Here is a 14479-nt window from a genome sequence, read left to right as displayed (position 1 = left end):
GCAAACAATTGACGGAGGTGTCTTAACATAATGCAAGCACGATTGGTACTGGAAGATGGAACCATTTTTAGCGGCAGGGCCTTTGGGGCCACCGGCGAACAATGGGGAGAAGTGGTTTTTAATACCGGCATGACCGGTTATCAAGAGGTTCTGACGGACCCGTCCTACTGCGGCCAGATCGTGGTCATGACCTACCCGCTGATTGGCAACTACGGCATCAATAAAGAAGATTTTGAAGCCAAGAGTTCCTTTGTGCGGGGTTTTGTGGTCAAAGAAGAGTGTGATCGTCCCAGCAACTGGCGGGTTAGCAATAAAATTGATGAATTTTTGGCCCGGGAGGGCGTCATCGGCATTGCCGGCATCGACACCCGGGCCTTGACCCGGAAGATTCGCAGCCATGGTACTCTGCGGGGAATTATCAGCACCGAGGTGTCGGACCCCGCGGAACTGGTGGCCAAAGCCAAGAACTGCCCCCAAATTTCCGGCCAGGAGCTGGTGCCCACCGTGGCCACCCGGGAAATTTATACCGTTCCCGGAAACGGACACCGGGTGGTGCTGATGGATTTTGGGGCCAAAGCCAACATCGTCCGCTGCCTGAATAACCGGGACTGCGAAGTGGTGGTGGTGCCGCCGGATACCGCTGCCGAAGAAATTTTGGCCCTGCAGCCCAAGGGCATTATGCTTTCCAACGGCCCCGGAGATCCCACCGATGTGCCCAAAGCGGTGGAAACCGTGCGCCGGCTGATCGGCCAATTACCCATTTTCGGTATTTGCCTGGGCCACCAAATTATCGGGTTGGCCATGGGAGGCAGGACGTATAAACTGAAGTTCGGTCACCGGGGGGCCAATCATCCGGTGAAGGATCTGCGCACCGGCAGGGTTTATATTACCTCCCAGAACCACGGTTTCACGGTGGATCAGGATTCCCTGCCCCCGGAAATGGAAGTGTCCCATATCAATTTAAATGATCATACGGTGGAAGGGCTGCAGCATAAAACCCTGCCCATCTTTTCGGTGCAGTATCATCCGGAAGCGGCCCCGGGTCCCATGGATTCCGAGTATCTCTTTGATCATTTCCTGAATCATATTCATGATTTTTCAGCGAAACGAGGGGAGGGTACCCATGCCCAAAAAGCGGGAAATTAAAAAAGTTCTGGTCATTGGTTCCGGTCCCATTGTCATCGGACAGGCGGCGGAGTTTGATTACGCCGGCACCCAGGCCTGCCGGGCCCTGAAGGAAGAGGGCCTGGAGGTGGTGCTGGTGAACTCCAACCCCGCCACTATTATGACCGATGCCCATATGGCCGATAAAGTCTATATAGAGCCCTTAACACCGAAATTTGTAACCCGGGTCATCCGGCAGGAAAAGCCCGACGGCCTGCTGCCGACCCTTGGCGGCCAGGTGGGGCTGAATATAGCCCTCCAACTGGCGGAGAAAGGAGTCTTGGATGAGGAAGGGGTTACCCTGCTGGGAACCCCCCTGGATGCCATCCGTAAGGCCGAAGACCGGGAAATGTTTAAGTTAATGATGGAACAAATTGACGAGCCGGTACCGGAAAGCGCCATTGTTTGTTCCGTGCGGGAAGCCCTGGAGTTTGCCGAGGCCATTGATTACCCGGTGATTGTCCGCCCGGCCTATACCCTGGGCGGCACCGGCGGGGGCATTGCCCAAAACCGTTGGGAACTGGAGGCGGTGGCCACCCGGGGTCTGAAGCACAGTTTAATCGGACAGATTCTGGTGGAGCGCAGTGTGGCGGGCTGGAAAGAAATTGAATATGAGGTCATGCGGGACAGCGCCGACAACTGCATTACCGTGTGCAATATGGAAAACCTGGACGCCGTTGGTGTTCATACCGGGGACAGCATTGTGGTGGCCCCGTCCCAGACCCTCAGCGACCGGGAGTACCAGATGCTGCGCAGCGCCTCCCTGAAAATCATCCGGGCTCTGGGCATCGAAGGCGGCTGCAATGTGCAGTACGCTCTGGACCCCTATAGCTTTCGATATTATGTGATTGAAGTGAATCCCCGGGTTTCCCGTTCTTCAGCCCTGGCTTCCAAAGCCACCGGCTACCCCATTGCCAAGGTGGCGGCCAAGATTGCCATTGGACTGACCCTGGATGAAATCCGCAACTCGGTGACCGGGAAAACCTACGCCTGCTTTGAACCAACCCTGGATTATGTGGTGGTTAAATTTCCCCGCTGGCCCTTTGATAAATTTACCGGGGCCGACCGGACCCTGGGAACCCAGATGAAAGCCACCGGCGAAGTGATGGCCATTGACCGGACCTTTGAAGCCGCCCTGATGAAAGCCATCCGCTCTTTGGAAGTGGGACTTTACGGCCTGCGGATGCCGGAGATGACGGAGCTTTCCTTGGAGGAACTAGAGGATAAGCTGATTAAAGTGGAAGATCAGAGGCTTTTTGCCGTGGCCGAGTTTTTCCGCCGGGGAGGAACGGTGGAGCGGGCCGCGGAATTAAGCGCCATGGACCTCTTCTTTCTGCATAAGCTTAAAGAATTAGTTTCCTTTGAGGAAAACCTGTGCCGGGAAGCAGCGGCAGGAGCCTTGACGGAACAAACCCTGGGCCGGGCCAAAAAATACGGTTTAGCCGACCGCTACCTGGCATGGCTAACGGGTCTAACGGAAAAGGCCATCAGGCAAACCAGAAAGTCTGCGGGCATTGCTCCGGTGTACAAGATGGTGGATACCTGTGCCGCGGAATTTGAGGCCCTTACGCCATATTATTACTCCTGTTATGAAACCGAGGACGAGGCCGGGGCAACCGACCGCACCAAGGTGGTGGTGCTGGGTTCCGGTCCCATCCGCATCGGCCAGGGCATTGAGTTTGACTACTGTTCGGTCCATTCGGTCTGGGCCCTGCGGGAAGAGGGCCTGGAGGCCATTACCATTAATAATAACCCGGAGACGGTCAGCACCGATTTCGATACGGCGGACCGGCTTTATTTTGAGCCCCTGGTAGCGGAAGACGTGTTAAACATCCTGGAGCAGGAAAAGCCCCAAGGCGTTATTGTCCAATTTGGAGGTCAAACGGCCATCCAATTGGCCAAGCCCCTGGAAGAGGCGGGGATACCAATCCTGGGCACTTCAGTAGATGCCATTGACGCGGCTGAAGACCGGGAACGTTTTGACCGGCTGCTCATTGAACTGGATATTCCCAAACCGCCGGGCCGCACGGCCTTCTCTGTGGAAGAAGCGGCTGCCATCGCCGGGGAAATCGGTTTCCCGGTACTGGTTCGCCCCTCTTATGTTTTAGGAGGCCGGGCCATGGAGATTGTTTATTCCCAGGAGGAACTTTTTTCCTACATGGAGAGGGCGGTGAAGATCACGCCCGAGCACCCGGTGCTGGTGGACCGCTATCTGGTGGGACGGGAGTTTGAGGTGGATGCCATTTGCGACGGCGCTGCCGTGCTCATCCCGGGCATTATGGAACACATTGAGCGGGCCGGCGTCCATTCCGGCGACAGCATTGCGGTATACCCGGCCCAGACCCTGACCCGGGAGCAGACGCAGCAAATGGTGGACTATACCTGCCGGCTGTCCCTGGCCCTGGGAATTAAGGGACTGGTCAATATTCAATATGTCCTGCACGAAGGTCAGGTCTATGTCATCGAAGTAAACCCCCGGTCCAGCCGGACCGTGCCTTATTTGAGCAAAGTGACCGGCATTCCCATGGTCAACCTGGCCACCAAATGCATTCTGGGTAAAACCCTGGAGCAGATGGGCTACCGGGGCGGTCTTTATCCGGAAACCGGTTTGGTGGCGGTCAAGGCGCCGGTGTTCTCCTTCGGCAAACTGCTGGACGTGGATGTTTCCCTGGGACCGGAAATGAAATCCACCGGAGAAGTGCTGGGCGTAGATAAGGATCTGCCGGTGGCCCTGTTTAAGGCCCTGCTGGCCAGCGGCACGGAGTTTCCCAAACAGGGAACGGTATTGGCCACCATCGCCGACCGGGATAAAGAAGAGGCTTTGCCGGTGATTCAGGGCTTGGTGGAACTGGGCTACAAGGTTTGCGCCACCCGAGGCACCGCCGGATTTTTGCAGAGCCGGGGCATTGCAGTGGAAACAGTCAACAAGGTTAACGAGGGTGGAGAAACCATTGTGGACCTGATTAAAGCCAACCGGATAAACTTGGTCATCAATACCATCAGCCGGGGTAAAGATCCCTGGCGGGACGGTTTTAAAATCCGCCGTTCCGCCGTCGAGCACGGTATTCCCTGCCTGACTTCCATGGATACTGCCTGGGTCATGCTGGAGGTACTATACGGAATCCAGGAAGGGGAAGTGCCGGATTTAATTCCGCTGCAAAACTACCTGGACAACCGCCGGAAGAACTTGCCAAGGAGAGAATAAAAAAGGTAAACTAAGAAAACGGAAATTTACCCCAAGCCGAAAAAACCTCTGAACGGAGGAGAGATCATGTCAAAAGTAATGGACGCCAGGGTGCTGGCGGTTTACCCGGTGGCGCCGGAGACCTTTTATATGGAGCTGGAAGCTCCGGATATTGCCCGGCTGGCAGTGCCGGGCCAATTTGTGCATATCCGCTGCAGTGACAGCAAAGATCCTCTTTTACGGAGGCCCCTTTCCATTCACATGGTGAGCCGGCCCAAAGGAGTGCTGGCGCTGCTGTTCCGGGTGGCGGGCGCAGGTACCGCACTGTTGGCCCAAAAACAGCCCGGAGAAAGGGTCAATCTGATGGGCCCCCTGGGGCGCGGTTTTTCCATGCCATTGCCGGGTTCCCGGGTAGCGGTGGCCGCCGGGGGCATCGGAGCGGCTCCCCTGGTATTTTTAGTGCAGGAACTGGCGCATATGAAGTGCCAGGTAACCCTTTACCTGGGAGCCCGGGATAAAAAAAGCCTGCTTTGCGACGGGCAGTTTGAACAGATGGAAGCGGAAGTGGTGGTGGCCACCGACGACGGCTCCTTTGGCTTTAAGGGCACTGTGCCGGAGCTGATGCAAAAACATCCGGACTGGCGGCGCACCGCCATGACCTACATGTGCGGACCCAAAGGCATGATGAAAGAAATTGCCGCCCTGCTGCAGGAGGCCGACGTGCCCGGAGAAGCTTCCCTGGAGGAACATATGGGCTGTGGTGTGGGCGCCTGTCTTTCCTGTGCCGTGAAAATTTCCCACCATGGGGAAACAACCCATAAAAGGGTTTGTGCCGACGGTCCGGTCTTTCCCTCCTGGCAGGTGGTGTGGGAATGAAGCCCTGTTTAGCGGTGAATATTGGCGGCATTCAAATGAAAAATCCGGTGACCACCGCCTCGGGGACCTTTGGCTTCGGACCGGAATACTCCCCTTATGTGGACATCAACCGGCTGGGGGCCATAGTGGTAAAAGGCACCACCTTAGAGCCGCGGCAGGGCAACCCTACGCCCAGAATGGCCGAAACCCCGGCGGGAATTTTAAATTCCATCGGCCTGCAGAATCCCGGGGCGGATCAATTAATTCAAAAGACCGCCCCTTACTTTGCCGGCCTGGAAATCCCGGTCATTGTAAATATTGCCGGTAATACCGTGGAAGAATACGCCCAACTGGCGGGCAAATTGGACGGGGTGGCGGGCATTGCCGGCCTGGAGGTAAACATCTCCTGCCCCAATGTAAAAAAAGGGGGCATGGCCTTTGGGGGCGACCCCTTTACGGCGGCGGAAGTAACCCGGGCGGTCAAAGCGGCCACCCAACTGCCGGTGATGGTCAAGCTGTCCCCCAATGTGACCGATATTGGGGCTATCGCCAGGGCGGTGGAAGAAGCCGGGGCGGACGCCCTGTCCTTAATCAACACCCTGCTGGGGATGGCCATTGACGTGCGCAAAAGAAAGCCGGTTTTAGCCAATGTTATGGGCGGACTTTCGGGGCCGGCGGTAAAGCCGGTGGCCGTCAGGGCGGTGTGGCAGGTTTACCGGGCGGTTCAGCTCCCCATCATCGGCATGGGCGGGATCTGTTCTTGGGAAGACGCCCTGGAGTTTATCCTGGCCGGGGCCAGCGCCGTGGCGGTAGGCACCGCCAACTTCATCAATCCCCGGGCCACCCTGGATGTGCTGGAAGGGATCGAGCGATATTTGCTGGAGCAGCAGATCGAAGATATTAACGAACTGATCGGAGCGGCTCATTCGGCCTAGCTCGTGGGTATTTCTTGGGGGTCGGTTATTAGCCTTTGGGGTAGTCTTTTAGGGTCTAGTTGTTAGACTTTAAGGGTTAATGCTTGTGGGTCCAGTAGAGACGAAAACAGGTGCCATAAGAGACACAACAAGACCCCAAAGTAGTGCTAATAAGGCTAGCAACAGGACCTCAGAGAAAAACAGGATGAGTCTAAAACAGGAGGAATTATGACCGCTAAAGCAGAAGAAGCGAGGAAAAGACTGATTGTCGCCCTGGATGTGGATACGGCGGAACAGGCGGAGAGCCTGGCGCGGCAGTTGTCTCCCTGGGCGGGCATGTTTAAAGTGGGCATGCAGTTATTTTACAGTGCGGGGCCGGATGTGGTAAAGCGCCTCAAGGACCAGGGCCTGAAAGTCTTTTTAGACCTTAAACTGCATGATATTCCCAATACAGTGGCCCAGGCGGCCCGGGCTCTGACCGGCCTGGGGGCGGATATTCTGAATGTCCATGCCGCCGGAGGGCTGTCCATGATGAGGGCGGCCGGCCAGGCGGTGGCGGAGCGGGCGGCCCAATTGCGGATACCGGCGCCCATGGTCATTGCCGTAACGGTGTTGACCAGCATTGATCAGACGGTTTTTAACCGGGAAATGGGTCAGCCCGGAGAGGTCCAGGAAAGAGTAATGGCCTGGGCCCGGCTGACCCAAGAAGCGGGTTTAGCCGGAGTGGTGGCCTCTCCCCGGGAAACCGGGCTGATCCGGGAAGCCTGCGGCCCCGACTTTGCGGTGGTGACACCGGGCATCCGACCGGCCTGGTCGCTCTCCGGAGACCAGCGGAGGGTCTTAAGTCCGGCGGAAGCCCTTGCTTTGGGCTCCAGCTATCTGGTGGTGGGGCGCCCCATTACCGCGGCGGCGAATCCGGAGGAGGCCGCCCGGAAAGTACTAGCTGAAATGACCGGGGGATGTTAAATGATTCGATTTATACTGGTAATGCTGTTTACCCTGGCCCTGGACAGGTACTCCAAATTCATTATTATGAATAAAATGACTGAGGGCCAGTCCATTCCTGTCTGGAACAAGGTATTTCATCTTACCTACATTCAAAATCCCGGGGCGGCCTTTGGCTTACTGGCAGGGAAAACCTGGTTTTTTATTATGATTACCACCTTGGTTTTGCTGGCCATGGTGCTGGGCTGGCGCTGGATCCAAAAGGCGGGGCCTTTATACCACTGGGCCCTGGGGTTGGTAGCCGGGGGGGCCCTGGGTAATCTCATTGACCGGCTGCTTTATACCCGGGTGATTGATTTCCTGGATTTCCGGATTTGGCCGGTGTTTAACCTGGCGGATACCGCCATCTGTATCGGGGTGGGCTTGATCCTGCTGGATGCCTTTAAGGATTTGAGAAGAGTCAGATAGGAGTGGACGAGGTGACCAGAGAAGAAATTACCGATATCTTTATTAAAACCGGAGCCATGCTGACCGGACATTTCCGGCTGACCTCCGGCAAGCACAGCAACCGTTATTTTCAATGCGCCCAGGTGCTGCAGCATCCCCACTACACCGGGATGCTCTGCGCCGAACTGGCCCGAAGATTTGCGGGAAAGGGCGTGGAGACCGTCGTTGGCCCGGCCATGGGAGGGATTTTAGTTTCCTACGAAGTGGCCCGGGCTTTGGGAGTGCGCAGCCTGTTTGCCGAGCGGGAACAGGGTAAAATGGCCCTGCGGAGAAATTTTAACATCACCCCGGGCGAAAAGGTGCTGGTGGTGGAGGATGTAATTACCACCGGGGGATCGGTGGCCGAAGTCATTGAAGTAGTACGCAGCCTCGGCGGCGAAGTGGTGGGAGTAGGCGTCCTGGTTGACCGGAGCAACGGCCAGGCCGACCTGGGTGTGCCCGCCGAAGCGCTTTTGACCGTAACGGTGGAAACCTTTGAGGCGGAAAACTGTCCCCTCTGCGCGGCCGGCACGCCGGCCGTTAAACCGGGCAGCCGTCAGACCTAGAAAATAATTCTTCCCTTGTTGGCGCAAGCTAACAGGGGATTTTTTATTGATGGAGGATACAATGGCGCAGCTACCTAAAAAAGTCATCTATATTATGATCGACTCCTTTCATCCCCGGGCTTTAAAAAGCTGCCTGGCCCAAGGCAAGCTTCCGGCCCTGTCCTTTTTAGTGGAGCGGGGCTGTCTGGAGGAGTGCGTATCGGCTTTTCCCACCGTAACACCGGTCTGCATGGCCACCCTGGCCACCGGAGCCTCCCCGGCGCAGCACGGTATTCCGGGTTTTGTCTGGTATCACCGGGGAGAAAGAAGAATCATTGATTACGGAACCAGTTGGCTCAATATCTTAAAAAACCGGGTGCTGCCTACGGCCCGGGATCTTTTGTTTCATTTGAACCAAAAACAGTTGAACTGGGAAGTTCGGACCCTCTATGAGGAACTGGAAAGCAAGGGACTGTATACTGCTGCGGTAAACCCCTATATTTACCGGGGCAATGAAGAATACCAGGCCCACATTCCTTTTACCGTTAAACTGCTCACGCTTTTTCAATTGACCGGCGGCCGGATCTACGGACCCAGGGGTTTTTGTCTGGGGCAAATTTACCAACCACCGGGAGAATTAAGAGAAACCATTAAAAAAATCGGATTCTGGTCCAAGTTTGGCGTCAATGACCGCCTTTCTGTTGCCGGCGTCCGGTGGTTTCTGGAAAAGAAACGGCGTCCGGATTTTTTAGCGGTTTATTTCCCGGATACCGACAGCAAGGCCCATGCCAAGGATCCGGACTGTTGTGTGCCCTGCTTAACCGGGGTGGACCAAAAAATCAAAAGTATTCTGGATTGCTTTTTAACCTGGGAGAAAGCCCTGGAGGAATACTGCTTTGTCCTGGTGGGAGACCACGCCCAGTCCACCGTAGAAAAGGGGGGGAAGACCCTGGTTAAACTGCCGCATTTGCTGAGGGAATATTCCCGGGCCAAAACCGGCGGGGAAGAACCGGTGGAGGACAGAGACATCGCCATCTGTTCCAATGAACGTTCGGCCTATATTTATATTTTGCGCTACCGGCCGGGCATGCGGCAGGCCATGGCCGGCCGGATATTGAAGGACCGGGGCGTGGATCAGGTAATGTGGAAAGACGGCGCCGGGTACCGGGTGAAAGGAAATCAAGGAGGGACTTTGTTCTTCCGGCGAGGAGGCCCATACCGGGACCCCTACGGAAATCAGTGGAATCTGGAAGGGGATGCGGCCGTACTGGACCTGCATCTGGAAGAGTCCTGGATTCATTACGGCGCTTATCCCAATGCCCTGGAACGCATTGCGGATTGCTTGGACAATCCCAATGCCGGAGAACTGGTGGTGACAGCCCGGCCGGGTTACCTGCTGGGCGGGGAGGGAGCGCCGTCCACCAGGATCAAGGGCAGCCACGGCTCGTTATACCGGGAGGAAAGCCTGGTACCCCTGATTATCAGCGGGACTCCCGCCCGTATACGGGAGCCCCGCTTGACCGACGTAGTGCCTTTTTTACGGTCTTTGGCCATCAATCCGCAGGCATGAGCCTTTCTACCAATTCCTCATTGGGGGCCGCCATTAAAGTTCGCTGGTTATCGTAGATGACCATGCCGGGCTTCGCCCCTTTGGGTTTACGAACATGCCGCCGCCGGGTATAATCCACCGGCACTTTACCGCTCTGCCGGGCTTTGCTGAACCAGGCCGCCAAGGAGGCCGCCTCCAACAGGGTTTGTTCAGGAACCTCCGGATGCCGGTCCAGCCGGATAATGACATGGGAACCGGGAATGTCTTTAGTATGCAGCCAGATATCTTCGTCACCGGCCAGTTTTAAAGTAAGGTAATCGTTTTGTTTATTATTTTTGCCCACCAGAATGGTCAGCCCCTCAGAAGAGACAAAGGAAAGGGGGGTGGAGCGGCCCTGCTCTTTTTTCGATTTTTTTTGTCCCTGCTGGGTCCGTGCTTTTAAGTAGGCCTGTTCCTCCAACTCCGTCCGTATCTCCTGGAGGTCTTCCGGGTCCAGGGCCTGGCTGACGGCAATTTCCACCGCCTCCAGGTAAGAGACTTCCGCCTGAGCCAGTTCCAGATGGGCCAGCACGGCCTCCCGGGTATTTTTGGCTTTAAGATATTTTTTAAAGTAAGCCTGGGCATTTTCCCCGGGGGTCAAGGTTGGGTCCAGGGGCACCAGAAGCTCCTGATTTTCCGGATGGTAAAAATTTTCCACCCTGGCTTCGCTGCCCTGCTCCAGGCGATATAGATTGGCGGTTAGAAGTTCTCCAAAAAGGCGATAATCGTCTCCTTTTTCCGCTGCAGCCAAACTTTTTTGATACAGGGCCAGTTTTTTCTTAAACCGGGCGATCTCCCGCCGGGTAATCTGCAGCAAGGATTGGCGCCGGGACTCCATCACCCGGCGCTGTTTTAAGTTCCCATAATACCGGTCCAAAAGCCGGTTCATCTCTCCGGACTCCCGCCGAAAGGCCGGCAGATGGGATAAATCCAGGGCGGCAAAATCAAGGGGCTGTCCTCTGCGGTCCAGCAGCAGAGTTGGCGCAAAGGTTCCCTGCTCGAGGGTTTGCCGCAGTTTTTGCAATTGCGCCCAAAGCTGGTTTAATTCGTACTCTCCACAGTATTCCAGTTGATAATCCTGAGGCAGACCGGCCCGGACCACCAATTCCCGGCAGGTTTGAGGGCCGATGCCGGCAATGTTTTGCAGTAAAACCTCCGTTAAGGTGGAGCCCAGATCGCTGTTCAAAATGACCGAGCGGAACTGTTCTTCGGACAATTGCCTGGGGTCCTTTTTTCCCTGTTCCGGAGGAGGCAGGTAGGGGCGGTTGGGCAGCACTTCCCGGTAACGGGACACCGAGTGGGAATAGCGGTGGATGCCGTCCACAATGGTGTTGCTGCCGGGATCTACCAGCAGGACGTTGCTGTGTTTGCCCATCACTTCGCAGAATAGAAGCTTGCTGCCCGGCCGGCCCAGTTCGTCCCTGGAATCAAAAGATAGTTTTAAAACCCGCTCCAAGCCCACTTGCTCCACCGAGCGAATGCGGCCGCCTTCCAAATGCTTGCGTAAAACCATGCAAAAAACCGGTGGGGCCAGGGGATTGACATAGGCGCCATCGGTAAGGTGAACCCGGGCGTCCCGGGCCTCGGCAGATATCAAAAGCCTTTGCTTGCCCCAATCCCTGGTATGGATCACCAGTACCAGTTCACTGGGTCCAGGCTGGTGGATCTTTTCCAACCGGCCGCCAACAATTTTACCGGCCAGTTCACTGGCTACGGCAGCCATAACCAGTCCATCAAAAGCCATATCATCTTCTCCTCTCTTACATCCCTTTATTTTATCGAAAAAAACAAACGCCGCCAATGGCTTTACAGGATAAAAATAGGGCCAGGCCAAAACGGATCAAGACAAGCCCAACAAAGTGGGTCTTTTTTTGGGACAGGCTGAATAAAATCTTTAATAAATCCTTTTGGACAATCCTTTTGGAGGGGTGACACCATGACCACACGTTGGTTTGAAATGAGCAGGCAGGAAGTCTTGGACAAACTTGGCACCAGTGCCGAAAAGGGGCTGCAGGAACATCAGGCCAAGGAAAGACTGGAGCAATTTGGCTTGAATAAGTTGTGCGACAGCAAGCGGATTCAGCCCTGGAAGATGCTGCTGGACCAGTTCAAGGATTTAATGGTTTTAATTCTGCTGGCCGCCACGGTTGTTTCCGGGCTGCTGGGTGAGTGGGCGGACGCCGTCACCATTATTGTCATTGTCCTGGTCAATGCTGCTCTTGGTTTTATGCAGGAATTCCGGGCGGAAAAGTCTCTGGAGGCTTTAAAGGCTTTAACCGCTCCGGAGGCCAAGGTCATCCGGAACGGCTTGGAAAGAAAAATTCCTGCTGCCGAACTGGTACCGGGAGATATTGTTCTGTTGGATACCGGGGACCGGGTACCCTCGGACCTCCGTCTGCTTTCGGTGGCTAATCTGGAAGTGGAGGAATCGGCCCTTACCGGAGAATCAAACCCTGTAAAAAAACGGGTTGCCAATATGGCCGGAGTGGAAGAAGTTTCTTTGGGAGACACCCGGAACATGGCCTACATGGGCACCGTGGTGGTCCGGGGCCGGGGCCGGGGGGTGGTAACCGCCACCGGCATGCAGACCGAGATGGGCCATATCACCAAAATGATCCAGGAGGCGGAAGAGGACCAGACGCCTTTACAAAGACGCCTGGAACAACTGGGGAAGACCCTGGTGTTATTTTGCCTGGTGGTCTGCGGCTTGGTGGTTGTGTTGGGAGTACTCCGAGGCGAAGCTCTTTACCATATGTTTTTAGCAGGAGTAAGCTTGGCCGTGGCGGCCATCCCCGAAGGACTGCCGGCCATCGTAACCATTGCCCTGGCTGTGGGAGTTCAGCGGATGATCCGCCGCAATGCCATTATTCGGCGGCTGCCCGCCGTAGAGACCCTGGGTTGTGCAACCGTTATCTGCAGTGATAAAACCGGTACTTTAACGGAAAACCAGATGACCGTCCGCCAGATGTTCACCGGCGGCAGGATGGTGCGGGTCACCGGGGAGGGGTATGACCCCAAAGGATCCTTTTCCTTCGAGGGAAATGAAAATGAGACCCGGGAATTCGGGCTGCTGTTGAAATGTGCCGCCCTTTGCAATAACGCCCAGTTGACCAAAGGGGAAGTGACGGTCGGAGAGATTTTCCGCAACCTAAAGGGAAGAAAAGGGACCCGGACCTGGGGCATCAGCGGGGACCCCACCGAAGGCGCCCTGATGGTGATGGCTGCCAAGAAAAATATCTGGCGCAATCAGTTGGAGAAAACAGAGGAACGGGTAACGGAGTTGTCCTTTGACAGCGAACGGAAAAGAATGTCCGTGGTTTGCCGCAGCCGGGAGGGCCGGCTTACCGCCTATGTTAAGGGCGCGCCGGACGGAATTCTGGAATTGTGTACCCAGATAATGAAGAACGGCAGGGTCATTCCCCTGACAGAACAAGCCAAACAGGAAATTCTAAAAGTAAATTCGGAAATGGCGGACCAAGCCCTACGGGTATTGGCGCTGGCTTACCGGGAACTGCCCGACCATCCATCCGGGGAAGGGCTGGATGAGGAGATTGTGGAACAGCGTCTGACCTTCCTGGGACTGGCGGGCATGATTGATCCTCCGCGGCAGTCGGCCATTCAGGCCATTCAAAGCTGCCGGAGGGCCGGTATCCGAACGGTGATGATTACCGGCGATCACCAGTTTACGGCCCGGGCGGTGGGTAAGGAACTGGGATTGCTGACCGGACAAAGCAAAGTGCTTACCGGAGCCCAAATTGATAAAATGTCCGACGACGAGCTTCAGGAGGAAGCCGAAGGAGCGGCGGTTTATGCCCGGGTTACGCCAAAACATAAACTGCGCATTGTCCGGGCTTTAAAACGAAACGGCCATGTGGTGGCCATGACCGGTGACGGTGTCAACGACGCGCCGGCGGTTAAAGAGGCGGACATCGGCATTGCCATGGGCAAGGCGGGAACCGATGTGACCAAAGAAGCCTCCGCCATGGTGCTGGCCGACGATAACTTCACCACCATTACGGCAGCCATCGAAGAGGGAAGAGCGATCTATGAAAATATTCGTAAATTTATCCGCTATCTGCTTTCCTGCAATGTGGGGGAAGTATTAACCATGTTTTTGGCGGTGCTGATGGGGATGCCGCTGCCCCTGCTGCCCATTCAGATTTTGTGGATGAATCTGGTGACCGACGGACTGCCGGCCATGGCCCTGGGGGTTGATCCCACCGAAAGGGATATTATGTACCGGCGTCCGCGCAATCCCCAGGAAAGCGTCTTTTCCGGCGGACTGGGCTGGCGGATTGCCGGTACCGGAACCCTCTTTGCCTTTGGCACCCTGCTGGCCTTTGCCATTGGTTTGGTGATGGGTCCGGTGGAACTGGCCAGAACCATGGCCTTCAACACCCTGGTTTTTTTCCAATTGTTCTTTGTTTTCTCCTGCCGTTCGGAACGGCATTCCATTGCGGAAATCGGTTTCTTCGGCAATCCCCATTTAATTTTGGCCGTGTCGGTATCCGCCCTGCTGCAGTTGTCCGTGAATTACATTGGCTTCTTGCAGCCCATTTTCCACACCCAGCCCCTGGAGCTTAAGCACTGGGCCGTGGTGCTGGCTATTGCCGTGGTGCCTCAGATGATGGGAACCCTGTGGAAAGCCGTTAAAGACCGGGCCATGGAAAGAATTATGTATATCCGGGTGTAGTTTGCCTAAAAGGATGTTCAATTAAAATACAAGGACCCACCGGCCTGCCGGTTGGGTCCTTTGCATCTGTATGGTCTTTCCGAACAATGTAAAATATTGTGCGTT

The 14479-nt window shown here is 55.7% G+C and carries 10 protein-coding genes; 9 read left to right on the top strand and 1 reads right to left on the bottom strand.

Translation table 11 applies throughout. From position 1 onward, the window contains the following. The first annotated feature begins 30 nt into the window (after positions 1-30). From carA to DESRU_RS11785, 8 genes are all read left to right on the top strand, one after another. Positions 31-1146, top strand: coding sequence for a glutamine-hydrolyzing carbamoyl-phosphate synthase small subunit (gene carA / locus DESRU_RS11820; RefSeq protein ID WP_013842338.1), 1116 nt, complete (start codon positions 31-33; stop codon positions 1144-1146). Continuing rightward, entirely contained in the window at positions 1124-4369 is a 3246-nt protein-coding gene (gene carB / locus DESRU_RS11815) for a carbamoyl-phosphate synthase large subunit (protein WP_013842337.1), read from the top strand. The genes carA and carB overlap by 23 nt, the downstream gene beginning before the upstream one ends. Before the next feature lie 66 nt (positions 4370-4435). Then, positions 4436-5224, top strand: a complete 789-nt coding sequence (locus tag DESRU_RS11810) for a dihydroorotate dehydrogenase electron transfer subunit (RefSeq protein WP_013842336.1) — start codon at positions 4436-4438, stop codon at positions 5222-5224. Further along, complete coding sequence (locus DESRU_RS11805) at positions 5221-6138, top strand: dihydroorotate dehydrogenase (RefSeq protein ID WP_013842335.1); 918 nt, start codon at positions 5221-5223, stop codon at positions 6136-6138. The genes DESRU_RS11810 and DESRU_RS11805 overlap by 4 nt, the downstream gene beginning before the upstream one ends. A 207-nt stretch (positions 6139-6345) precedes the next feature. Beyond that, complete coding sequence (gene pyrF, locus DESRU_RS11800; RefSeq protein ID WP_013842334.1) at positions 6346-7083, top strand: orotidine-5'-phosphate decarboxylase; 738 nt, start codon at positions 6346-6348, stop codon at positions 7081-7083. Then, a complete protein-coding gene (gene lspA, locus DESRU_RS11795) occupies positions 7084-7530 on the top strand; it encodes a signal peptidase II (RefSeq protein WP_013842333.1) in 447 nt (148 codons plus the stop codon). It abuts the gene before it with no gap. An 11-nt stretch (positions 7531-7541) separates the two neighbouring features. Beyond that, a complete protein-coding gene (pyrE, locus tag DESRU_RS11790; RefSeq protein ID WP_013842332.1) occupies positions 7542-8114 on the top strand; it encodes an orotate phosphoribosyltransferase in 573 nt (190 codons plus the stop codon). A 61-nt stretch (positions 8115-8175) separates the two neighbouring features. Next, complete coding sequence (locus DESRU_RS11785) at positions 8176-9663, top strand: alkaline phosphatase family protein (RefSeq protein ID WP_013842331.1); 1488 nt, start codon at positions 8176-8178, stop codon at positions 9661-9663. Here the strand turns inward: DESRU_RS11785 and DESRU_RS11780 are convergent. Further along, positions 9647-11425, bottom strand: coding sequence for an Rqc2 family fibronectin-binding protein (locus tag DESRU_RS11780; protein ID WP_013842330.1), 1779 nt, complete (start codon positions 11423-11425; stop codon positions 9647-9649). The two genes, DESRU_RS11785 and DESRU_RS11780, sit on opposite strands and share 17 nt — an antisense overlap. Positions 11426-11617: 192 nt before the next feature. On the opposite strand from DESRU_RS11780, the gene DESRU_RS11775 reads away from it, so the two are divergent. Continuing rightward, positions 11618-14374, top strand: a complete 2757-nt coding sequence (locus DESRU_RS11775; RefSeq protein ID WP_013842329.1) for a calcium-transporting P-type ATPase, PMR1-type — start codon at positions 11618-11620, stop codon at positions 14372-14374. Positions 14375-14479 lie beyond the last annotated feature (105 nt).

This window comes from Desulforamulus ruminis DSM 2154 (genome assembly GCF_000215085.1).
Taxonomy (GTDB): Bacteria; Bacillota; Desulfotomaculia; order Desulfotomaculales; family Desulfotomaculaceae; genus Desulfotomaculum; species Desulfotomaculum ruminis.
This window is presented reverse-complemented; position numbering and strand designations above follow the sequence as displayed.